Origin of the sequence: Enterobacter sp. SES19, from assembly GCF_011765665.1 — a bacterium.
Taxonomy (GTDB): domain Bacteria; phylum Pseudomonadota; class Gammaproteobacteria; order Enterobacterales; family Enterobacteriaceae; genus Enterobacter; species Enterobacter pseudoroggenkampii.
The window spans coordinates 201,103-223,546 of sequence record NZ_CP050320.1 but is presented as its reverse complement, the minus strand read 5'-3'; the positions used below and the strand labels follow the sequence as shown (position 1 = coordinate 223,546).

Annotated in this window: 17 protein-coding genes; 8 read left to right on the top strand and 9 right to left on the bottom strand. The window is 56.2% G+C overall.

Annotated elements, in window-relative coordinates; translation table 11 throughout:
* Window positions 1-34: 34 nt before the first annotated feature.
* The 4 genes from GXP72_RS01000 to GXP72_RS00985 form a co-directional block, all read right to left on the bottom strand.
* Window positions 35-1,654, bottom strand: a complete 1,620-nt coding sequence (locus GXP72_RS01000) for an ABC-F family ATP-binding cassette domain-containing protein (protein WP_090420455.1) — start codon at window positions 1,652-1,654, stop codon at window positions 35-37.
* Window positions 1,655-1,883: 229 nt separating this feature from the next.
* Window positions 1,884-3,953, bottom strand: coding sequence for a glycine--tRNA ligase subunit beta (gene glyS / locus GXP72_RS00995; RefSeq protein WP_024909072.1), 2,070 nt, complete (start codon window positions 3,951-3,953; stop codon window positions 1,884-1,886).
* 9 nt (window positions 3,954-3,962) lie between these two features.
* The gene (gene glyQ / locus GXP72_RS00990; RefSeq protein WP_003860141.1) at window positions 3,963-4,874 is read right to left on the bottom strand and encodes a glycine--tRNA ligase subunit alpha; all 912 of its coding nucleotides are present in this window, start codon (window positions 4,872-4,874) and stop codon (window positions 3,963-3,965) included.
* A 160-nt stretch (window positions 4,875-5,034) separates the two neighbouring features.
* Window positions 5,035-5,340 carry a YsaB family lipoprotein gene (locus GXP72_RS00985; protein WP_024909071.1) on the bottom strand — a complete coding sequence of 102 codons (306 nt, stop codon included), beginning with the start codon at window positions 5,338-5,340 and terminating at the stop codon, window positions 5,035-5,037.
* A gap of 183 nt (window positions 5,341-5,523) precedes the next feature.
* On the opposite strand from GXP72_RS00985, the gene GXP72_RS00980 reads away from it, so the two are divergent.
* Window positions 5,524-6,519, top strand: a complete 996-nt coding sequence (locus GXP72_RS00980) for an acyltransferase (RefSeq protein WP_061716181.1) — start codon at window positions 5,524-5,526, stop codon at window positions 6,517-6,519.
* Here GXP72_RS00980 and GXP72_RS00975 read toward each other — a convergent pair.
* The 4 genes from GXP72_RS00975 to xylA all read right to left on the bottom strand — a co-directional run bounded on the left by GXP72_RS00975 (window position 6,512) and on the right by xylA (window position 10,912).
* Window positions 6,512-7,432, bottom strand: a complete 921-nt coding sequence (locus tag GXP72_RS00975) for a helix-turn-helix domain-containing protein (protein ID WP_061716182.1) — start codon at window positions 7,430-7,432, stop codon at window positions 6,512-6,514. The two genes, GXP72_RS00980 and GXP72_RS00975, sit on opposite strands and share 8 nt — an antisense overlap.
* Window positions 7,432-7,971, bottom strand: a complete 540-nt coding sequence (locus GXP72_RS00970; RefSeq protein WP_061716183.1) for an isochorismatase family protein — start codon at window positions 7,969-7,971, stop codon at window positions 7,432-7,434. Before GXP72_RS00970 ends, GXP72_RS00975 begins: the two co-directional genes overlap by 1 nt.
* A 103-nt stretch (window positions 7,972-8,074) precedes the next feature.
* Window positions 8,075-9,529 (bottom strand): xylulokinase, encoded by a 1,455-nt coding sequence (xylB, locus tag GXP72_RS00965; protein ID WP_208763397.1) that lies wholly within the window; start codon window positions 9,527-9,529, stop codon window positions 8,075-8,077.
* Between the two features lie 60 nt (window positions 9,530-9,589).
* Window positions 9,590-10,912, bottom strand: coding sequence for a xylose isomerase (gene xylA, locus GXP72_RS00960; protein ID WP_090420479.1), 1,323 nt, complete (start codon window positions 10,910-10,912; stop codon window positions 9,590-9,592).
* A 371-nt stretch (window positions 10,913-11,283) separates the two neighbouring features.
* Here xylA and xylF point away from each other — a divergent pair, with 371 nt between their 5' ends.
* The 4 genes from xylF (at window position 11,284) to xylR (ending at window position 16,261) form a co-directional block, all read left to right on the top strand.
* A complete protein-coding gene (gene xylF, locus GXP72_RS00955) occupies window positions 11,284-12,276 on the top strand; it encodes a D-xylose ABC transporter substrate-binding protein (protein ID WP_157188450.1) in 993 nt (330 codons plus the stop codon).
* A gap of 72 nt (window positions 12,277-12,348) precedes the next feature.
* Entirely contained in the window at window positions 12,349-13,890 is a 1,542-nt protein-coding gene (locus tag GXP72_RS00950; protein ID WP_208763396.1) for a xylose ABC transporter ATP-binding protein, read from the top strand.
* Window positions 13,868-15,049 carry a xylose ABC transporter permease XylH gene (gene xylH, locus GXP72_RS00945; RefSeq protein WP_090420442.1) on the top strand — a complete coding sequence of 394 codons (1,182 nt, stop codon included), beginning with the start codon at window positions 13,868-13,870 and terminating at the stop codon, window positions 15,047-15,049. The genes GXP72_RS00950 and xylH overlap by 23 nt, the downstream gene beginning before the upstream one ends.
* A 33-nt stretch (window positions 15,050-15,082) precedes the next feature.
* The gene (xylR, locus tag GXP72_RS00940; RefSeq protein ID WP_021242460.1) at window positions 15,083-16,261 is read left to right on the top strand and encodes a D-xylose utilization transcriptional activator XylR; all 1,179 of its coding nucleotides are present in this window, start codon (window positions 15,083-15,085) and stop codon (window positions 16,259-16,261) included.
* Between the two features lie 39 nt (window positions 16,262-16,300).
* Here xylR and GXP72_RS00935 read toward each other — a convergent pair whose 3' ends face one another.
* A complete protein-coding gene (locus tag GXP72_RS00935; protein ID WP_032645431.1) occupies window positions 16,301-17,125 on the bottom strand; it encodes a protein bax in 825 nt (274 codons plus the stop codon).
* Window positions 17,126-17,439: 314 nt separating this feature from the next.
* Here GXP72_RS00935 and GXP72_RS00930 point away from each other — a divergent pair, with 314 nt between their 5' ends.
* The 3 genes from GXP72_RS00930 to GXP72_RS22510 all read left to right on the top strand — a co-directional run bounded on the left by GXP72_RS00930 (window position 17,440) and on the right by GXP72_RS22510 (window position 22,346).
* Entirely contained in the window at window positions 17,440-19,470 is a 2,031-nt protein-coding gene (locus GXP72_RS00930; protein ID WP_208763395.1) for an alpha-amylase, read from the top strand.
* 195 nt (window positions 19,471-19,665) lie between these two features.
* A complete protein-coding gene (avtA, locus tag GXP72_RS00925; RefSeq protein WP_048992863.1) occupies window positions 19,666-20,922 on the top strand; it encodes a valine--pyruvate transaminase in 1,257 nt (418 codons plus the stop codon).
* A 305-nt stretch (window positions 20,923-21,227) separates the two neighbouring features.
* Complete coding sequence (locus GXP72_RS22510; protein WP_228117547.1) at window positions 21,228-22,346, top strand: collagen-like triple helix repeat-containing protein; 1,119 nt, start codon at window positions 21,228-21,230, stop codon at window positions 22,344-22,346.
* Window positions 22,347-22,444 lie beyond the last annotated feature (98 nt).

Here is a 22,444-nt window from a genome sequence, read left to right as displayed (position 1 = left end):
ATTGAATGCCCCCGCCTTTGCGGGGGCTTGTGTTTTAAAGGCTATCACAACGCCAGCCCGCCTCTTCCCACACCAGCTCATGCGTTAATGTTAATCCTCTTAGAAAAGCCTCATCGTGTGATACCACCAGCAGAGCCCCGGGGAAACCGGCCAGCGCGGCTTCAATGGCCTGGACCGAGGCCAGATCCAGATGGTTGGTCGGTTCATCCAGCAGCAGAAGCTGCGTGGACTCCGCGCGCCACAGCACGCAGGCCAGGGCGGCCTTAAGACGCTCGCCGCCGCTGAGCTCCGCCAGCGGGAGCATCACTTTGTCAGCTCCCAGTTGAAGCTGCGCCAGACGGGTTCGCAATACCCCCTCTTCCAGAGGCGTATGATTCAGGTTGAGATGCGTCATGACCGACTGCGAAAGATCGAGCCGGGACAGATGTTGGTCGAGATAAGCGCAGCTGACGGATACCTTACAGGTACCCGAACGGGGAGCAATCTCGCCGAGGAGGGTTTTTAACAGCGTCGATTTGCCGCAGCCGTTCGGCCCCTTTAACGCCACGCGCATCGGTCCATCCATCCGCCAGTTGAGCGGAGGAACAGGCACATGCGGCAGCACCAGATCCTCCAGCACCAATACCTGCTTCCCCTCCGGGATCTGACTCCCCGGCAGGGTGAACATGACCGGGTTATCGTCTTCAACGCGTTCACGCGCCTTGTTAACCGCGGCGTTCAGCGCTTCATTTTGCTCGCTGTGCTGTTTTTTCCAGGAGCCGATCCGCTCCTTTGCCGCGCCTTTATATTTGACCCGCTCGAACGACGCGATATTCAGGGTATCGACGGTGCGCAATGTCTTTGCCGAACGCCGCTGGCTGTCGTCATGCTCTTTTTGCATGCGTACCCGAGTGCGTTTTCGCTCGGTTGCAGCATGCTCCAGCGCCGCGCGGGCCGCCTGCTGTTCGGCATCGCGCTGGGTTTGATAATCCGCATAATTCCCGCCGTAGCTGCGCAGACCCGAGGCGCTCAGTTCAAGGATACGCGGCACCTGCTCCAGAAGTTCGCGGTCATGGGAGGCTACCAGCACGCCGCCCTGAAAACGACTCAACTGGTCGCAGAACCACGCCCGGCCTTGTCGATCCAGATGGTTAGTGGGTTCGTCCAGCAGCAGGAAATCCGCTTTCGCCGTAAACGCCCCACACAGCAGGGCGCGAATGCGCTCACCGCCGCTGAGTTCAATGGCGGGCTTATCCGGATCAAACGGTGGGAGCTGCGCATTCATAAACGCCTCGCTCAGGCGCTCGGCGACATCCCAGTGGCCATCGAGCAACGCCAGATCGTCAGGCTGGTAATCGCCGCTGTCGATGCGCTTACGCGCCTTAAAAATCGCGTCATACCCGAGCAGTTCAGCCAGCGTCGTCTGCGGCGAAATAACGTGCTGCTGCGCCACCCAGGCATGCGAGCCAAAGCGTTCAATATGACCGGTAGCCGGTTCTTCCATCCCCGCCAGCAGACGCAGCAGACGCGTTTTCCCGCTACCGTTGCGGCCAACCAGCGCGCACAGGGAGGGTTCCAGCGTGAGATTCAGCGGACCAAAAAGAATATCGCCCGTCGGAAACTGACAGGTGACCTGATGCAAAATAAAAGAAGGGGACTGCGCAAAATGAGCCATAAGCACTCCTGAATGAAATCAAAACATCCCCTGCCGACGCGATGGCGTTTAGCAAGGATCGAAATTCATCAGTCGTGTTTGTTCATTTTTGGGGGGTGCTCCAGCGCGAGAAAGTTAACGGGGATAAGGATAGCGGTAATGGGTTGACCATTTCAAGGTTAAATTTTCAGCAACACACCATAAAAAAACCCGCCGAAGCGGGTTTTTAGCATTTGTCACAACGGGCACATTACTGCAGCAGCGAAATATCCGCCACGCGCAGGAACAGCTCACGCAGTTTCTCGAGCATAGAGAGACGGTTAATACGCAGCTCTTTATCTTCTACGTTTACCATCACTTTCTCGAAGAAGGCGTCGATAACGTCACGCAGCTCGGCCAGCTCCACCAGCGCTTCCTGGTAGCGACCTTCCGCGAAGTACGGCTCGAGCTTGTCGCGCAGCACCACAACCTGCATCGCCAGGGCGATCTCTTCCGGCTCTTTCAGCGTCGCGGCGTTTACGCGCTCGTTCAGCGTCTCGTCGGATTTCGCCAGAATGTTGGATACACGCTTGTTGGCCGCGGCCAGGGCAGATGCTGCTTCCAGCGTACGGAAGTGGGAAACCGCCTTCATACGCGCATCGAAATCAGCCGGACGGGTCGGACGACGCGCCAGCACCGCCTGAATGGTGTCAACGGTGTAACCTTCGTCCTGATACCACGCACGGAAACGACCGAGCATGAAGTCGATCACGTCATCCACCACGTTCGCGTTGGTCAGCTTGTCGCCGTACAGACGCACCGCTTCTTCGGTCAGGGTCTGCAGATCCAGGTTCAGGTTCTTCTCAACGATGATACGCAGCACGCCGAGCGCAGCACGACGCAGCGCAAACGGGTCTTTGTCGCCTTTCGGATGCTGACCGATACCAAAGATACCCGCCAGGGTGTCCATCTTATCGGCAATCGCTACGGCACAGGCAACCGGGTTGGACGGCAGTTCGTCACCCGCAAAGCGCGGCTGATACTGCTCGTTCAGGGCCACAGCCACGTCTTCCGCTTCGCCATCGTGACGCGCGTAGTGCATGCCCATCACGCCCTGGGTGTCGGTAAATTCGAACACCATGTTGGTCATCAGGTCGCACTTGGACAGCAGACCCGCACGCGTCGCGTGGTTAACGTCCGCACCAATTTCACGGGCAATCCAGCCGGACAGCTCCGCGATACGGTCGGTCTTGTCGCGCAGAGTACCCAGCTGCTGCTGGAACAGCACGGTCTGCAGGCGCGGCAGGTTATCTTCCAGACGTTTTTTACGGTCGGTATTGAAGAAGAACTCGGCATCCGCCAGACGTGGGCGCACCACTTTCTCGTTACCGGAGATAATCTGGATCGGATCTTTCGATTCGATGTTCGCCACAAAGATGAAGTTTGGCAGCAGCTTGCCGTCGTTGGCATAGACCGGGAAGTACTTCTGGTCACCCTTCATGGTGTACACCAGCGCTTCAGCCGGTACGGCCAGGAATTTCTCTTCAAACTTCGCGGTCAGCACAACCGGCCATTCAACCAGAGAGGTCACTTCTTCCAGCAGGCTTTCGCTCAGGTCGGCGTTACCGCCAATCTGGCGCGCCGCTTCTTCGGCGTCCGCTTTGATTTTGGCTTTACGCTGTTCGTAGTCGGCAATAACTTTACCGCGCTCCAGCAGGATTTGCGGATACTGGTCGGCATTGTCGATAGTGAACTCAGGCTCGCCCATAAAGCGGTGGCCGCGGATCACGCGATCGGACGCCACGCCCAGAATGGTGGCCGGAATAACGGTGTCACCCAGCAGCAGGGTCACGGTGTGAACCGGACGCACGAAGTGCACGTCAGACGCGCCCCAGCGCATCAGCTTAGGAATCGGCAGCTTCGCCAGAGACGTGGCAATCATGTCCGGCAGCAGCGCTTCCGCGCTTTCGCCCTTCACGTGCGCACGGTACAGCAGCCACTCGCCTTTATCCGTGGTCAGACGCTCGGCCTGATCGACGGTGATGCCGCAGCCGCGCGCCCAGCCTTCAGCCGCTTTGCTCGGTTTGCCTTCCGCGTCAAACGCCTGGGCAATCGCCGGGCCACGTTTTTCGACCTCGCGATCCGGCTGAGACGCCGCCAGATTTGCCACTTTCAGCGCCAGACGGCGCGGTGCAGCAAACCACTCAATGTTACCGTGTGCCAGGCCAGCGTTATCCAGCTCGGCAGTCACGTTCGCAGCGAAAGATTCAGCCAGGCTGCGCAGGGCTTTTGGTGGCAGCTCTTCGGTGCCGATTTCCACCAGGAAAGTTTTCTCAGACATGGCCGCCTCTTATTTGTTTCGGTTGCACATCGGGAAGCCAAGGGCTTCACGGGACGCGTAGTAAGCTTCTGCAACGGCTTTGGTCAGGGTACGAATACGCAGGATGTAGCGCTGACGTTCAGTCACGGAGATGGCTTTGCGGGCGTCCAGCAGGTTGAAGCTGTGGGCGGCCTTCAGAATACGCTCGTAGGCAGGCAGCGGCAGCGGAGTCTCCAGCGCCAGCAGCTGCTGCGCTTCTTTCTCGTACTGCTCGAAGCAGGTGAACAGGAAGTCCACGTCCGCGTATTCGAAGTTATAGGTGGATTGCTCCACTTCGTTCTGATGGAACACGTCGCCGTAGGTGGTTTTACCCAGCGGGCCGTCGCTCCAGACCAGGTCGTAAACGCTGTCTACGCCCTGAATGTACATCGCCAGACGTTCCAGACCGTAGGTGATTTCACCGGTGATCGGCTTACATTCCAGACCACCCACCTGCTGGAAGTAGGTGAACTGGGTCACTTCCATGCCGTTCAGCCACACTTCCCAACCCAGACCCCAGGCACCCAGCGTTGGGTTTTCCCAGTTATCTTCCACGAAACGGATGTCGTGGATGGTTGGATCCATACCCAGCTCTTTCAGCGATCCGAGGTACAGTTCCTGAATGTTGTCGGGTGATGGCTTAATCACCACCTGGAACTGATAGTAATGCTGCAGACGGTTCGGGTTCTCACCGTAACGACCATCGGTCGGACGACGGGAAGGCTGCACATAAGCAGTCGCCATTGGCTCTGGACCCAACGCGCGTAAGCTGGTCATCGGGTGTGAAGTGCCGGCGCCGACTTCCATGTCCAAAGGTTGAACAATGGTACAGCCCTGACGAGCCCAGTAATCCTGTAAGGTCAGGATCAGGCCCTGGAAGGTCTTGGTATCAAACTTTTGCATAGTATTTCGTGCTGGATACGTGTGGTTTTAAATGGAAGGGACCAGTATACCCGCTGGCTGCAAGATATACAGTACGAAACGGGGTTGTTTAGGGAAAATTGGGAAATAAGCCTTCCAGCCAGAACGCTGACGGCGTCTGGCTGTTGATTATACGAGCAGACTAACGCATGGAGAGGTGTAAAAACTGGCCGTCCGCATCAAACGAGCAGACAAAGCCCTCTTTGCGCGACGTATGGCCCCGCAGCTCATAGCTGCCCTGAAAACGTTCGAAGCCGGTAACGTCAATTTTCTGCACGTCCGAGTTATAGCGGCGAGCAGCCCGATCTTTACAGAGCGCTTCCATATTCAGTGAACGTTCCGGGCTCATTTTACCCTGCTGCGCTTTTTGCACAGGGGCTTCCTGTGGCGCACTGCATCCCGCCAGGATCAACAGCAGAAAGAGTGACGCCACACGCTTCATCATCATTTTTATTACCGCCCTGGTCAGTGGCTGTTATTTTTAGTATCAACGCTTTTATAGATTATGGTCCGGCATTCTGCGAATCTCGTGGCCTCCCGACAAGCCTGCGGAATAAAACTCAGAATTTTCCAAACGAAGACATTTGGACAATGGGAGTCACACTCAATTTACAGGGAATACGAGGAACTGATGCAGTCAAAAATTAACTGGATTGATAACCTGCGAGGAATAGCCTGTCTGATGGTGGTCATGATCCACACGACGACCTGGTATGTCACGAATGCGCACAGCATCAGCCCCGTTAACTGGGATATCGCCAATATTCTCAACTCTGCGTCACGCGTCAGCGTGCCGCTGTTCTTTATGATTTCCGGCTTTCTCTTTTTTGGCGAACGCAGCGCGCAGCCGAGGCACTTCATTCGCATCGCGGCCTGCCTGGGGTTCTACAGCGCCGTTGCCTTGCTCTATATCACTCTGTTCACCTCAATAAACGCCGGACTATCGCTGAAATACGTGCTGCAAAAACCGGTGTTCTACCACCTGTGGTTCTTCTTCGCCATTATCGTTATCTATCTGGTCTCCCCGCTCATCCAGGTAAAAAACGTCAGCGGTAAAATGCTGCTGGCCCTGATGGTGGTGGCTGGCATTATTGCCAACCCGAATACGCTCTCACAGAAAATCGACGGATTTGAGTGGCTTCCGGTCAATCTCTATATCAACGGCGATACTTTTTACTACGTGCTTTACGGCATGCTGGGGCGCGCCATCGGAATGATGGATACGCAAAAACGCGGTCTGAACTGGCTCTGCGGGGCGCTGTTTATCGCTGGCGTGGCGGTGATTTCACGCGGGACGCTGCACGAGCTGCAGTGGCGCGGCAATTTTGCCGATACCTGGTATCTGTATTGCGGGCCGATGGTCTTTATCTGTGCCGTCTCGCTGCTCACGCTCGCCAAAAACACCCTGAACGCGCGTCCCGTGCCCGTGCTGAGTCTGATCTCGCGGCACTCTCTCGGGATTTACGGTTTTCACGCGCTGGTGATCCACGCGCTGCGCACGAGAGGCATTGAGCTAAAAAGCTGGCCGGCGCTGGATATCGTCTGGATTTTTGCCGCCACGCTGGCGATCAGCCTGCTGCTGTCGATGCTGCTGCAAAAAATCGACGCTCGCCGCTTCGTCAGCTAATGCTTCGCTGCCGGGCGCGATGGTACTGGCGCGGGGAGGAAAACCCTGCCGCCAGTGAAGCCTGCTCCACGCCGCGCCCTTGCAATAGCCACTGCTCCGCCACCGCCAGACGCAGCTGCTCCAGATAATCGCGAACGCTAATGCCTAAATGTGACTGGAAAAGCCGGGTGAGATGACGCGGGCTAACGTGCGCCAGTGCGGCAATGTCAGGCAAGCTCCACGTTTTATGCGGCTCGGCGGTGAGCGCATCCTGCGCCCGATGAATCGCCGGATGAAGATGATTGCGGTAGCGTAGCCACGGAGATAGCTGGGGATCGTCACCGGAACGGCGGAACCAGACCACCATCTCACGCGCCACGGCCAGCGCCTTTTCGGGGCCGCACAGGCGGTTAATCATATGCAGCGCCAGATCGATGCCCGACGTGATCCCCGCGCTGGTCCAGATGTTCTCGTCCTGCACAAAGATGCGGTTTTCTTTAATCGTCGCCGTGGGAGCTGCGGTGCGTAAACGGCTGATAACGTCATGGTGGGTTGTACACTGCCGGTTGTTCAGCAGGCCCGACTTCGCCGCCAGTAAGGCTCCGGAACAGACGCACATCACCGTGATATCCCGGCGCTGAATGACCGGCTGCAGGCGCATCAGCCAGTGCTGTATCTGTAACGCCTGTGGTGTCGAAAACTGACTGCGGGAGTCGCTCACGCCGGGCAATACCAGCAGGCTCCCCTCAGGAAGCCTTTCCGGTAACGGCTGGATGCCGCTCATCGTCAGGCCTATCGACGTCGGAACCTCCGGTTGCGGGCCGATGTAATGCAGACGAAACGCGTCGCCAGCCAGCACAAAGGTCTCTGCCGGGCCGGTCATGTCTAATGACAGCACACCGGGCAACATCACGAACCAAACGTCGATGCTCATTACAGGGACTCCAGCGTCTCCGCTACCGTTTTAATCTCGGCAAAACGCCCCGAAAGTACCGTCTCGGTACGATGGCGAATTTCCGCTGCGCTAAGGGTAATGCCCCTGTACGTCATCGGAAACGTCAGCGTTGCCTCACTGACAAAGGTCACAGCATAGCCCAGATCGGATGCCACCCGGGCGGTGGTTTCGCAGCATTGCTCAGTGCGAATGCCGCAGATAATCAGCTGGTTGATATCACGCTCGCGCAGCCAGCGATCGAGCCCGGTATCCGTGAAGGCATTATGGACGTGTTTCTGGAAAACTACATCCGGCTGATGACGTAAAAAGGCCATCGGTTTGACAAAGCCGCTCTCCAGGGTAAAGGGACCGTCTTCATCCACATGAAAAATATCAACGACCGGAATATTGCGCGCCTGGCAGCCTTCAATCAGCCCCAGCATCGCCTGCTGAAAGGCAGGAATATCGTCCTCCTGCCAGTAATTGCGATGATGGAACGACTGCTGAGTATCAATATTGATGAGTGAAATGCGTGACATGATGGATCTCCTTGCCAGTGGGTGTAACACCATACTGGCAAGGAAATAAAGGCACGCACAGACCAAAAAAGGACATCCTCGTGCCTTTCACGGACAAGCGTTTTTACGACATCAGCGGCAGCAGCTGCTGGTAGATTTTGCGGAACACGTCGCGCCTTTCCGCGTACCGCGCATGGCGCACCGTATCAGGTACATGCGCCTGTTCAAGGGTAAGCTGCGGCAGCAGTTGCGAAAGCGGTTGTTCCGGATGAATGGCTATTTGAGCCAGACGCGCGGCGCCGAGCGCGGGGCCAACATCCCCTCCTGTGCGGAAATCCAGCTGCAAACCGCTGATATCCGAGAGCATCTGTCGCCAGTAAGGGCTTCGCGCACCGCCGCCAATCAGGGTGACGCTCGTCGGTTTCAGGCCGCAGTCGTGCACCACGTCCATCCCGTCGGCCAGGGCATAGCCCACGCCTTCCAGAACCGCACGCGCCAGTTCTGCCGGGCCATGCTGATGGGTTAAGCCAAAGAACACCCCTTTCGCTTCCGGGTTGTTGTGCGGCGTACGTTCGCCGGAAAGATACGGTAAAAACCAGACGGTACCCGCAGCGTCATCCGCCTGCTGCGCCGCAGAAATGAGCGCCGGCACGTCGGCCATGCCGGTGAGTTTTGCCGCCCAGTCCAGGCAGGACGCCGCGCTGAGCATCACCGACATCAAATGCCATTTACCCGGAAGGGCATGACAGAAACTGTGCACAGCGCTTTCGGGATTACTGCGATATCCGTCGCTGACGGCAAAATAGACGCCAGACGTTCCCAGCGACAGCATCGCCTGGCCCGCCTCAACCATGCCGACACCGACAGCACCCGCGGCATTGTCGCCACCTCCAGCCACCACCGGTACGGCAGGCATATTCCAGCGTTCTGCAACGTCTGGCAGCAGTGCGCCCGTCACCTCACAGCCTTCGAACAGCGCGGGCATGTGTTCACGGGTCAGATGGCAGGCATCCAGCATCGCCTCGCTCCAGTCGCGCTTCGCCACGTCGAGCCACATGGTGCCTGCGGCATCGGACATGTCGGAGGCAAAATCGCCCGTCATACGAAAGCGCAGATAGTCTTTCGGCAGCAGGACTTTCGCCACCTGACGGAAAATCTCCGGCTCGTGTCGCTGCACCCACAGCAGCTTGGGCGCGGTAAAGCCGGGCATCATCAGGTTGCCGGTAATCTCACGAGACGTGGGTACACGCGCCTCAAGAAGCGCGCACTCTTCTGCACAGCGGCCATCGTTCCAGAGAATGGCGGGTCGCAACACGCGATGCTGGCTATCGAGCAGCGTCGCGCCGTGCATTTGCCCGGCAATCCCCAGCGCTTTCACGTCGCGCAGGCTGTGCTGCTCGCCTAAGGCTTTGATTGCGCGATCCGTCGCCTGCCACCACTGCTCCGGATCCTGTTCCGACCACAGCGGATGCGGACGTGAAACCTGCAGCGTTTCCGTCTGCGTTGCTAACACGTCGCCCTGCTCGCTCAACAGGATGGCTTTCACACCCGATGTGCCAAGATCGATCCCGATGTACATATAGTGGATTCCTTAACTGAAAATGCCCGGTGGCGCTGCGCTTACCGGGCCTGGGTGCTGTTATTTATCGAACAGGTAGTGATTGACCAGATTTTCCAGCAGTTCCTGATGCCCGCTCTGGTGCTGCGGCGCCAGCTGATGTTGTTCAGCGTACTTCGCGATCTCCGCAAGTGATAACTGACCTTTCAAAATTTGCTGGCCCAGCTCACTGTTCCAACCGCTGTAACGCTTCGCCACGCGTTTATCGAGCTCGCCGTCTTCAATCATACGTGCCGCCACTTTCAGCGCCAGCGCCATGGTGTCCATCGCGCCAATGTGGCCGTAGAACAGATCGTATTTGTCGGTGCTCTGGCGACGCACTTTGGCGTCAAAGTTCAGGCCGCCGGTAGTGAAACCGCCCGCTTTGATGATTTCGTACATCACCAGCGCATTCTCTTCCACGCTGTTCGGGAACTGGTCGGTGTCCCAGCCCAGCTGCGCGTCGCCGCGGTTAGCATCGACCGAGCCGAAGATGCCCAGCGCAATCGCAGACGCGATCTCGTGGTGGAAAGAGTGGCCCGCCAGCGTGGCGTGGTTGGCTTCAATGTTCACTTTGATCTCTTTTTCCAGACCGAACTGCTTCAGGAAGCCATACACCGTCGCCACGTCGTAGTCATACTGGTGCTTCGTCGGTTCCTGCGGCTTCGGCTCAATCAGCAGCGTGCCGCGGAAGCCGATTTTGTGCTTATGGTCGACAACCATCTGCATAAAGCGGCCAATCTGCTCGCGCTCCTGACGCAGATCGGTGTTGAGCAGGGTTTCATAGCCTTCACGTCCGCCCCACAGGACATAGTTTTCACCACCCAACTGATGCGTGGCGTTCATTGCCGTCACCACCTGCGTGGCCGCCCAGCTAAACACTTCTGGATCCGGGTTGGTTGCCGCGCCCGCGCCGTAGCGAGGGTTGGTAAAGCAGTTTGCCGTGCCCCACAGCAGCTTCACGCCACTTTGCTGCTGTTTCGCCGCCAGTACATCCACCATCTGCGCAAAGTTGTTCAGATACTCTTTCAGCGATGCGCCTTCCGGTGACACGTCCACGTCATGGAAGCAGTAGTACGGCACGTTCAGCTTGTGGAAGAACTCAAACGCGACATCGGCTTTGCGTTTCGCCAGTTCAAGGGCCTCACCCGGCTGCTGCCACGGGCGGTCAAAGGAACCCACGCCGAACATATCGGCGCCGTTCCAGCAGAAGGTATGCCAGTAACAGGCGGCAAAGCGCAGATGATCTTCCATGCGCTTACCCAGCACCAGCTCATCCGGGTTGTAGTGACGAAATGCTAAAGGATTGGTCGTTTTTGGGCCTTCGTAACGAACACGATCGAGTTGGTCGAAATAAGCTTGCATATTGAGCTCCATAATCAGGGTATGCGGCGAGTCGTTGATACAGGAGTAATAGTGAATAGACATTTTGGGTTGCTCAATTACGTTATTTCACACTGCTATTGAGAGAATGCACAACTGTGCGCTGGCTCGCAAAATAATGCGCAGACAAACTATTTCTCGGCGCGTATTCCAGAATCAAATGTAATTAAGGCGTTACGTATTTTAAAATCCGATCGCGGTCATAAATTCAGAAATAAACCAAATATCATAATGGGAAGATAAAAATCTGTAATTGCCAGCCCGCCTTTCCGCGTTAAAAATTTGCTGCGTCTCAGCAGTGAATGTTTCTTTTATCTCAGCAACACATACCCCTACAAAAAGGCCTAATAATTATGAAGATAAAGAACCTGACTCTAACGCTCTGCACTACGCTCCTCCTTACAAGCTTTGCAGGACATGCCAAAGAGGTCAAAATTGGCATGGCGATTGACGACCTGCGTCTGGAGCGCTGGCAAAAAGATCGCGATATTTTTGTTAAAAAAGCAGAATCCCTCGGCGCCAGCGTGTTTGTTCAGTCGGCTAACGGCAACGAAGAAACACAAATGTCGCAGATCGAGAATATGATCAACCGTGGCGTCGATGTGCTGGTCATTATCCCCTATAACGGCCAGGTATTAAGTAACGTGGTGAAAGAAGCCAAACAGGAAGGCATAAAAGTGCTGGCCTATGACCGCATGATTAATAATGCGGACATTGATTATTATATTTCGTTCGACAATGAAAAAGTCGGGGAATTACAGGCGCAAAGCCTGATCGACAAAGTGCCTCAGGGCAATTATTTCCTGATGGGCGGCTCTCCGGTGGATAACAACGCCAAACTGTTCCGTGAAGGACAAATGAAAGTCCTTAAGCCGTATATCGACAACGGGAAAATTAAAGTGGTCGGCGATCAGTGGGCCGACGGCTGGCTGCCAGAAAATGCGCTGAAGATTATGGAAAACGCGCTGACGGCCAACAACAACAAAATTGATGCGGTTGTGGCCTCCAACGATGCCACCGCAGGCGGTGCTATCCAGGCCCTGAGTGCACAGGGGCTGGCCGGTAAAGTCGCCATTTCAGGACAGGATGCCGATCTGGCTGGCGTAAAACGCATTATCGCAGGCACCCAAACCATGACGGTCTACAAACCAATTACCGAGCTTGCCAATACGGCGGCGGAAATCGCCGTAGAGCTGGGCAATGGCAAACAGCCTAAAGCAGACGCAACGCTGAATAACGGGCTGAAAGACGTTCCGGCTCGCCTGCTCACACCGATTGAAGTCAACAAAGAGAACATTGACGCCACCGTGGTTAAAGACGGTTTCCACAAGAAGAGCGAACTGTAATCCGGCGCGCCCCCTGCTCTGCGGGGGCGCATCACGTTGTACTGTTCTTCCCTCGGGTTATGTGGAGCAGTTATGCCTTATTTACTTGAAATGAAAAGCATCACCAAACGCTTCGGCACGGTGAAAGCCGTCGACAACGTCAGCCTCCGGTTGAACCCCGGCGAAGTGGTTTCGCTGTGCGGTGAGAACGGTTCGGGCAAGTCGACGCTGATGAAAGTGTTGTGCGGGATCTACCCGCACGGCAGCTACGAAGGCGAAATCGTCTTTGCCGGTGAAGTTATCCAGGCGACACACATCCGCGATACCGAACGCAAAGGCATCGCCATCATCCACCAGGAGCTGGCGCTGGTGAAGCATCTCACCGTGCTGGAGAACATTTTCCTCGGGGCCGAAATTTCCCGCCACGGCGTGCTGGATTACGACACCATGACGCTCCGCTGCGAAAAGCTGCTGGCGCAGGTGAGCCTCAACATTTCACCGGATACCCGCGTGGGGGATCTGGGCCTCGGGCAACAGCAGCTGGTCGAAATCGCGAAAGCGCTCAATAAACAGGTCAGGCTGCTGATCCTTGATGAGCCAACGGCCTCGCTCACCGAACAGGAAACCGCGGTTCTGCTCAATATCATCCGCGACCTGCAAAATCACGGCATCGCCTGCATCTATATTTCGCACAAGCTGAACGAGGTTAAAGCCATTTCGGACACCATCTGCGTAATCCGAGACGGGCAACACATCGGCACGCGTGAAGCCGCCGGGATGAGCGAAGATGACATCATCACCATGATGGTGGGCCGCGAGCTGACGGCACTCTACCCGAATGAGCCCCACGCAACAGGTGATGAAGTGCTGCGCGTGGAAAACCTGACCGCGTGGCATCCCGTTAACCGCCACATCAAGCGTGTGAATAACGTCTCGTTTTCTCTGCACAGCGGCGAAATTCTCGGTATTGCCGGGTTAGTCGGCGCCGGGCGCACGGAGGCCGTACAGTGTCTGTTTGGCGTGTGGCCGGGACGCTGGGAGGGCACGATTTATATCGACGGCCAGCCGGTGAAAATCGACAACTGCCAGCAGGCAATTGCCCGCGGCATTGCCATGGTGCCGGAAGACCGCAAAAAAGACGGCATCGTGCCGGTCATGGCGGTGGGAAAAAACATTACGCTTGCGGCGCTCGACCGGTTCTCCGGCGCGTTGAGCAGCCTGGACGATGCCGCCGAGCAGCAGTGCATTCTCCAGTCACTTGCCCGGCTGAAGGTCAAAACCTCCTCACCAGAACTGGCCATTGGCCGCCTGAGCGGCGGCAACCAGCAGAAGGCGATTCTGGCGCGCTGCCTGCTTCTCAATCCACGTATTCTAATCCTTGATGAGCCCACGCGCGGGATTGATATCGGTGCCAAATATGAAATCTACAAACTGATTAATCAGCTTGTACAGCAAGGGATTGCCGTCATTGTCATTTCGTCTGAGTTACCCGAAGTGCTCGGCCTGAGCGACCGCGTGCTGGTCATGCACGAGGGAAAACTGAAAGCCAACCTGATTAACCAGAACCTGACGCAGGAGCAGGTGATGGAAGCCGCTTTAAGGAGCGAACGTCATGTCGAAAAGCAATCCATCTGATATCAAAGTCGCCGTTCCGACGCCCGGTGCGTTCGCGGGGCTAAAAGCGCTTAACCTGCAGGTTTTCGTGATGATCGCGGCGATTATCGTCATCATGCTGTTCTTTACCTGGATGACCGATGGCTCGTACTTAAGCGCGCGTAACGTCTCCAACCTGCTCCGCCAGACCGCCATCACCGGCATTCTCGCCGTCGGCATGGTGTTCGTGATTATCTCCGCGGAAATCGACCTGTCGGTTGGTTCGATGATGGGGCTCCTCGGCGGCGTGGCGGCGATTTTTGACGTCTGGTTCGGCTGGCCGCTGCCGCTGACCGTGGCGGTCACGCTGGTATTGGGGCTGGTACTGGGAGCCTGGAATGGCTGGTGGGTAGCCTACCGTAAAGTGCCGTCGTTCATCGTCACCCTGGCAGGGATGCTGGCCTTCCGCGGGATCTTAATCGGCATCACTAACGGCACTACCGTCTCCCCGACCAGTGCAGCCATGTCGCAGATTGGCCAGAGTTATCTCTCAGATAGCGTGGGCTTTACCCTCGGTGTGATTGGGTTACTGGCCTTTGTCGCGTGGCAGTGGCGTGGACGTATGCGCCGTCAGGCGCTGGGGCTGGCGTCGCCAGCATCCACGTCGGTAGTGGGACGTCAGGCGCTCATGGCGGTCATTGTGCTGGGCGCCATCTGGCTTTTAAACGACTATCGCGGTGTCCCGACCCCTGTCCTGCTGCTGGCGCTTTTACTGCTGGGCGGCATGTTTATGGCCACGCGCACCGCGTTTGGCCGCCGTATTTATGCCATTGGCGGCAACCTTGAAGCGGCCCGCCTCTCGGGTATCAATGTCGAACGCACCAAGCTGGCGGTCTTCGCCATTAACGGCCTGATGGTCGCTATCGCCGGATTGATCCTCAGCTCGCGTCTCGGGGCCGGCTCTCCCTCCGCCGGTAACATCGCCGAGCTGGATGCTATCGCCGCCTGCGTTATTGGCGGCACCAGCCTCGCAGGGGGTATCGGTAGCGTGGCAGGTGCGGTCATGGGGGCATTTATCATGGCGTCGTTGGATAACGGGATGAGTATGATGGACGTCCCGACGTTTTGGCAGTATATCGTCAAGGGGGCCATTCTTTTACTGGCAGTCTGGATGGACTCGGCCACCAAGCGACGGGCCTGATAACCGTATTGTGACTTAATTGGGAAGTGAGCCATGTTTGAAAAGCGTCACCGCATTACGTTGTTATTCAATGCCAACAAAGCCTACGACCGTCAGGTGGTGGAAGGCGTGGGTGAATATTTGCAGGCGTCGCAATCCGAATGGGATATTTTTATTGAAGAAGATTTTCGCACCCGTCTGGAGAACATCAAAGACTGGCTGGGCGATGGCGTCATCGCGGACTATGACGATCCCGTCATCGAGCAGCTGCTGACCGACGTCGACGTCCCGATAGTGGGCGTCGGCGGCTCCTACCATTCGCCCGAACACTATCCGCCGGTCCACTATATTGCCACCGATAACCATGCCCTGGTCGAGGCCGCCTTTCTCCATTTAAAAGAGAAAGGCGTCCATCGCTTCGCGTTTTATGGTTTACCCGCCACCAGCGGCAAGCGCTGGGCTGTTGAGCGTGAGCACGCGTTTTGCCAGCTGGTCGCGCAGGAGAAGTATCGCGGCGTGGTGTATCAGGGGCTGGAGACCGCGCCGGAAAACTGGCAGCACGCGCAAAACCGCCTGGCGGACTGGCTGCAAACGCTGCCGCCGCAAACCGGTATTATTGCCGTAACGGACGCCCGCGCGCGCCACGTGCTGCAGGTCTGCGAACATTTACACATTCCGGTGCCCGAAAAGCTGTGCGTGATTGGCATTGATAACGAAGAACTGACCCGCTACCTTTCCCGCGTGGCGCTCTCCTCCGTTGCCCAGGGCACGCGCCAGATGGGCTATCAGGCGGCGAAGCTGCTGCATCGCCTGCTGGATAAAGAATCTCTGCCGCTTCAACGCCTGCTGGTGCCTCCTGTTCGCGTCGTAGAACGTCGCTCAACCGATTATCGCTCCTTAAGCGACCCGGCCGTCATTCAGGCCATGCACTATATTCGCAACCACGCCTGCAAAGGGATTAAAGTCGATCAGGTGCTGGATTCGGTGGGCATTTCGCGTTCGAATCTGGAGAAGCGGTTCAAAGAAGAGGTGGGCGAAACTATTCATGCCGTTATCCATGCTGAAAAGCTGGAGAAAGCACGCAGCCTGCTCATCTCTACGTCGCTGTCGATCAACGAAATCTCGCAGATGTGCGGTTACCCGTCCCTGCAATATTTCTATTCGGTGTTCCGCAAAGAGTATGACACCACGCCGAAGGAGTATCGGGATCGCCACAGCGAGGTGCTGATATAGAAAAGAAAACGCCTTCCAGTGGAAGGCGTTTTTTTGAGATTACATATGGGCGGCGATTAAGCGCTGGTTATCCTGGTACATGGCGAACAGATAGTTGTTATAGCTCTGTCCCTTCGTCGAATAACCTTTCAGCTTGTGGATCATCGTACTGGCCGTCACTTCCTGGTCCGCTTTACGCAGCTGAGCGCGTGATTTACGGAACGATGAGTAGGCCGGGTGCGTATTCAGATTCACCACGTAGGCGCTGACGGAATCCTTCACAGACTCAAACTGCGAATAGCCTTTCACCTTGCCAGGGGCATTGTTACAACGACCTTTCACGCACTTCATGCCGAAAAGGTTGTTGTTGCTACGCGCAAGCTTAGAAGTCCCCCAGCCACTTTCGGCAGCAGCCATGGTCGCAACCATGCTGCCCGGGATGATATCCACACGCTCAAGGAGAGCATTCCACGGCACACGACGCGTGTTACCGTTCCAGCTCAGCTTGTAGCGCTGCGTGATATCTTTCAGACGCGCGCGCTCTGACGGCGACCAGCGGCTATCGTACTGTTTGGAGATCAGCCAGTTACGATCCGCAGTAATCGCGGCATTTTGACTCGTGATGTAAGGCATTACCGTCCGGAGAAACGCTTTTTTCCTTGGTGTTCCGGAAGGGTATTTTCGCAAATCAGGAAGTGAACTACTCTTTGCACTATTGCGAGAATACTCTTGTTTACTGCTAACCTTACTACTTGTCGTCTTTATTACGTGGGCTTTCTTACTCGTTGTATCCGTGTGCGTCTTCGCAAGCACCTCACCCGAAAATGCCGTGGTGAGTAACATGAGTATCGCAGCCCCATATCGTCGAATGGGAGTCGATATCATTAGGTCTCCTGGTCGGATGTAATCATCCCAACACCTTATTTTTTTCACAAATTTGAGAGCGGAATCTCAAATCATATCAAAAATAGACTTCAAGAGCACGTATAGAAATAGTCCAATTCCGAAACTATGTCACCTGAAACTTGCTCATAAAAACATCATTTCCGAAAATATGTGTGCGTTCTCGCAGATAACTGCCTAATTTTGCGCAAGATCACTCATCCTCACGCATCCTCCCGGCAGAAAGCGACAGGGGATGAGTTTTTCCCCTCTGCCTGCTGGCACACTGGTCAAAAATGCCGCGACAGGAAAAAGGAATGAAACGCACCGCATTAGCCTTTCTGATGTTACCCGCACTGGCATATGCCGACTGGTCATCGCCGGGGTTTAGCGCATTTAGCGCCGAAGGCACCGGAGTCTTCACCAGCCAGGCAAAGCTTGCGAAGGGTACGCGTCCTCTTACGCTGAGTTTTGACAAGACGTGCTGGCAGCCCACAGGCGCGATAAAACTCAATGAGATGCTGTCGCTCAAGCCCTGTGACGGCACACCGCCGCAGTGGCGACTTTTCCGCGACGGTGAATACCTGATGCGGATTGATACCCGTTCCGGCACGCCCACCCTGCTGCTGACGATTCAGAGTGCCGCAGAACAGCCGGTTGCAAACGTCATCCGCCAGTGTCCGAAGTGGGACGGTAAGCCGCTGACGCTGGACGTCAGCCATACCTTCCCGGAAGGCTCCGTCGTGCGCGACTACTACAGTAAACAGACGGCGACGGTGCAGAATGGAAAAATAACCCTGCAGCCAGCCGCCAACAGTAACGGCCTGCTGCTGCTTGAGCGCGCCGAAACCGACAAGCCGGCACCGTTTAGCTGGCAAAACGCCACCGTCTATTTTGTACTGACCGACCGCTATGTGAATGGCGATCCGAGCAACGACAACAGCTATGGCCGCCATAAAGACGGCATGCAGGAGATTGGCACATTCCACGGTGGCGATCTGAAGGGGCTGACCAGCAAGCTCGATTACCTGCAGCAGCTGGGGGTGAATGCGCTCTGGATAAGCTCCCCGCTTGAGCAGATCCACGGCTGGGTAGGCGGCGGAACCAAAGGTGATTTCCCGCATTATGCCTATCATGGCTACTACACCCAGGACTGGACAACGCTCGACGCCAATATGGGAACTGAAGATGATTTACGCCAGCTTGTCGACGAAGCGCACAAGCGCGGGATCCGCGTTCTTTTCGATATCGTCATGAACCACGTTGGTTATGCCACGCTGGCAGACATGCAGGAATATCAGTTTGGTGCCCTGTACCTGCAGGGTGATGAGCTGAAAAAGACGCTGGGAGAACGCTGGACGGACTGGAAGCCGGGCGCAGGCCAGACCTGGCACAGCTTTAACGACTACATCAACTTTAGTGACAAAGCCGCATGGGAAAAATGGTGGGGTAAAAAGTGGATCCGCACCGACATCGGTGATTACGATAACCCCGGCTTCGATGATTTAACCATGTCGCTGGCATTTCTGCCGGATCTGAAAACGGAATCCACGACGCCTTCCGGATTGCCAAACTTTTACCAACACAAGCCCGATACCCACGCGAAGGCCATCAAGGGATATACCCCGCGCGACTACCTTACCCACTGGCTCAGCCAGTGGGTCCGTGACTACGGCATCGACGGTTTCCGGGTGGATACGGCTAAACACGTTGAGCTTGCGGCCTGGCAACAGCTGAAAGACCAGGCAAGCCAGGCGCTGGCCGCCTGGAAAGGGGCGAACCCGGACAAAAAGCTCGACAACGCACCGTTCTGGATGACCGGGGAATCCTGGGGCCACGGGGTGATGCAAAGCGATTATTACCGCCACGGTTTTGATGCGATGATCAACTTTGACTATCAGGAGCAGGCGGCAAAAGCGGTGGATTGCCTGGCCGATATGGATCTCACCTGGCAGCAGATGGCGGAGAAGCTGCAAAGCTTCAACGTGCTGAGCTATCTCTCATCACACGATACGCGTCTGTTCCGCGAAGGAGGCCAGCGCGCGGCGGAGCTGCTCCTGCTGGCACCGGGCAGCGTGCAGATTTACTACGGCGATGAATCTGAACGTCCGTTCGGGCCGACAGGCTCCGACCCGCTGCAGGGTACCCGGTCAGATATGAACTGGCAGGACGTCACGGGCAAGCAGGCCCTAACCGTCGCCCACTGGCAAACGCTGGGTCAGTTCCGTGCCCGCCATCCGGCGATCGGTGAAGGCAAACAAACCACGCTGTCGCTGAAAGAGGGGTATGGCTTCGTGCGCGAGCACAAGGGCGATAAGGTGATGGTGGTATGGGCGGGTAATCAATAATTATCCCCCTCACCCTAACCCTCTCCCCGCAGGGGAGAGGGCCGGGGTGAGGGAAATCCCACCAGAACTATTCACTACACAAATCAAACTCTGCCCTATAAAACAACAAATCCGACCACATCACCCGATTTGCACCAGCACGGTGCTAGCGTTATGGTTACCCACTTTCAAAATAAGCTCGACAGATCACCTGCTATGACGTTTTCACTTTTCGGCGACAAATTTACCCGCCATTCAGGCATTACTCGCCTGATGGAGGACCTCAACGACGGGCTGCGCACACCGGGCGCAATCATGCTCGGCGGCGGAAACCCGGCTCAAATCCCGGAGATGACGACCTATTTCCAGACGCTGCTCGCTCAGATGCTGGAAAGCGGCAAAGCAACCGATGCGCTTTGCAATTACGACGGCCCGCAGGGTAAAACCGAGCTGCTGGCACTCCTCGCCGAAATGCTGCGTGACGAGCTGGGTTGGGATATCGAACCACAGAATATTGCACTGACAAACGGCAGCCAGAGCGCGTTTTTCTACTTGTTTAACCTGTTCGCAGGGCGTCGCGCCGACGGCACCACCAAAAAAGTGCTGTTCCCGCTGGCACCGGAGTATATCGGCTACGCTGATTCCGGCCTGGAAGAGGATCTGTTCGTCTCCGCGCGCCCGAATATTGAGCTGCTGCCGGAAGGCCAGTTCAAATATCACGTCGATTTTGAACACCTGCATATTGGCGAAGAGACGGGCATGATCTGCGTATCGCGTCCGACTAACCCAACGGGCAACGTGATCACCGACGACGAACTGATGAAGCTGGATGTACTGGCAAATCAGCACGGCATCCCGCTGGTGATCGATAACGCCTACGGCGTACCGTTCCCGGGCATTATCTTCAGCGAAGCACGCCCGCTGTGGAACCCGAACATCGTCCTGTGCATGAGCCTTTCTAAGCTGGGTCTGCCGGGCAGCCGCTGCGGCATCATCATTGCCAATGAGAAAATCATCACCGCCATCACCAATATGAACGGCATTATCAGCCTTTCACCGGGCGGCATTGGCCCGGCAATGATGTGCGAAATGATCAAACGCAAGGACCTGCTGCGTCTGTCGAATGACGTGATCAAGCCTTTCTATTACCAGCGCGTTCAGGAGACGATTGCGACAATTCGCCGCTACTTGCCGGAAGAACGCTGCCTAATCCACAAACCGGAAGGGGCGATTTTCCTCTGGCTGTGGTTTAAGGATTTACCTATCACCACCGAACTGCTTTACCAGCGCCTGAAAAAGCGCGGCGTACTGATGGTGCCGGGCGATTATTTCTTCCCGGGTCTGGATAAGCCGTGGCCGCATACCCATCAGTGCATGCGCATGAACTACGTCCCCGATCCGGAAAAAATCGAAGCGGGTGTTAAAATTCTCGCCGAAGAGATCGAAAAAGCCTGGCGCGAAGGAAATTGTTAAATAATAAGGCTCTTCAAATGAAGAGCCTTATTTTTCCGTGATCTGAATCTTATATTAAGGATATATCCTGTAGCGTTTAATTTATCATCTCTCTTGAGTTTCCTTAGGAATATTCCTTTAATTTATGCTCACTAACTTCTCCGCCAATAATTAAGCATCAGTTAAAGATCTTAACTTATTGTTATTTTGAAATAACCACCTGCAACACCGCAAAATACCTTATTAAGTCACTTTCATGCATATTTAAAAATACTGCATATACTCACTAATACGCCGCTCGGCGTTCTTTTGCGTGGAGTATTCATATGCTACCTAATAATGTTAGTCGCATCAGCGCTATTGCTGTTGCGGTACTGCTCGCGTTCTCTCTTTCTGCCTGTAGTGGAAGCGGTGGCGGCTCTCATCACTCAACGGCCAAAAATAACCCTGCGACTGGAAGCAGCAGCGGCTCAGGTGATGGAAGTGGCTCGACCGCGAGCAATGGCGGTTCGGGCAGCAACGGCTCGGGTACCGGGACAGGCGCGGGTGGCGGAACGGGTTCTGGATCAGGATCGGGCTCAGGAGGCAATGGCAGCGGAGGAACCGGAACAGGCAACACGGGCGGTGGCGGAACCACTACCGCAGGCGCAAATACCATACTGGGTGATGCCGGTAAAACAGTAACCAGCGTCGGCTCTACGGTGGATGGTCTTGGAAGCCAGCTGCCGACAAATAATCCCGTCACGTCAACCGTTTCAACCACCGTCAGCGGTGTTGGCAGTGCTGTGTCCACCGTGGGGACAGGCGTCACGACTGGCGTTGGCGATCCAAACAACGCGAACGGTGTGGGCACAACGGTCAAAGGCGTGACCACGTCGGTCACCTCCCTTGGCAATACCGTCTCAACGGTAGGCACGGGCCTGGCGAGCTCCACTTCCGGAACACCGGTCAGCGGTGTAACTGGCCTGACGGGCAGCGTGGTCAACAGTACCGGGCAACTGGTCAGTAACACCGGCACGGGTCTCACCAACACGGTAAGCAGCCCTGCGGTCACTCAGGTAACAACCGATACCACGACCGTGGCTAACAAGACGCTGGGCGGAGTACAGGGCGTGACGCAAAGCGTGGGCACCACGACGGGTCTCGGCACACCGGTCAACGGTCTGCTGACCCAGGTGGGTAACACCGTGAGCGGCGTGGGGGCCAACGTCAGCAACAGTAATAGCGGGCTTAACGGCGCGGGTCAGGTCGTCCAGAACGTCGGCCAGACGGTGACGGATAGCGGCACGCTGGTTAAACCCGCCACCTCGACGACCGGAGGAGGATCAGGCGCTCTCACAGCTAATGCAAACGTGGCGGCCACGAACAACAGTCTGGGTGCAACGGTCAATACGACCCTCAATACCCTGACGTCGGGCGTTACGGCCACCGCAACAACACATTAACCACCGGTCAAACAGTAATCTGCTTATTGTCATTCTGCGCCCCTGGTTCAGGGGCGCTTTATACGGCGACACTCCCCCTAACCGGGAATGATGAACAG

Bases quoted from the DNA above. Each gene is read 5' to 3' on its own strand.
- xylH (WP_090420442.1), top strand. From the start codon at position 13,868: ATGTCGAAAAGCAATCCATCTGATATCAAAGTCGCCGTTCCGACGCCC.
- GXP72_RS00980 (WP_061716181.1), top strand. From the start codon at position 5,524: ATGCAGTCAAAAATTAACTGGATTGATAACCTGCGAGGAATAGCCTGT.
- glyS (WP_024909072.1), bottom strand. From the start codon at position 3,953: ATGTCTGAGAAAACTTTCCTGGTGGAAATCGGCACCGAAGAGCTGCCA.
- xylB (WP_208763397.1), bottom strand. From the start codon at position 9,529: ATGTACATCGGGATCGATCTTGGCACATCGGGTGTGAAAGCCATCCTG.
- GXP72_RS00930 (WP_208763395.1), top strand. From the start codon at position 17,440: ATGAAACGCACCGCATTAGCCTTTCTGATGTTACCCGCACTGGCATAT.
- glyQ (WP_003860141.1), bottom strand. From the start codon at position 4,874: ATGCAAAAGTTTGATACCAAGACCTTCCAGGGCCTGATCCTGACCTTA.
- xylF (WP_157188450.1), top strand. From the start codon at position 11,284: ATGAAGATAAAGAACCTGACTCTAACGCTCTGCACTACGCTCCTCCTT.
- GXP72_RS22510 (WP_228117547.1), top strand. From the start codon at position 21,228: ATGCTACCTAATAATGTTAGTCGCATCAGCGCTATTGCTGTTGCGGTA.
- GXP72_RS00935 (WP_032645431.1), bottom strand. From the start codon at position 17,125: ATGATATCGACTCCCATTCGACGATATGGGGCTGCGATACTCATGTTA.
- xylA (WP_090420479.1), bottom strand. From the start codon at position 10,912: ATGCAAGCTTATTTCGACCAACTCGATCGTGTTCGTTACGAAGGCCCA.
- GXP72_RS01000 (WP_090420455.1), bottom strand. From the start codon at position 1,654: ATGGCTCATTTTGCGCAGTCCCCTTCTTTTATTTTGCATCAGGTCACC.
- GXP72_RS00950 (WP_208763396.1), top strand. From the start codon at position 12,349: ATGCCTTATTTACTTGAAATGAAAAGCATCACCAAACGCTTCGGCACG.
- xylR (WP_021242460.1), top strand. From the start codon at position 15,083: ATGTTTGAAAAGCGTCACCGCATTACGTTGTTATTCAATGCCAACAAA.
- GXP72_RS00970 (WP_061716183.1), bottom strand. From the start codon at position 7,971: ATGTCACGCATTTCACTCATCAATATTGATACTCAGCAGTCGTTCCAT.
- avtA (WP_048992863.1), top strand. From the start codon at position 19,666: ATGACGTTTTCACTTTTCGGCGACAAATTTACCCGCCATTCAGGCATT.
- GXP72_RS00985 (WP_024909071.1), bottom strand. From the start codon at position 5,340: ATGATGATGAAGCGTGTGGCGTCACTCTTTCTGCTGTTGATCCTGGCG.
- GXP72_RS00975 (WP_061716182.1), bottom strand. From the start codon at position 7,432: ATGAGCATCGACGTTTGGTTCGTGATGTTGCCCGGTGTGCTGTCATTA.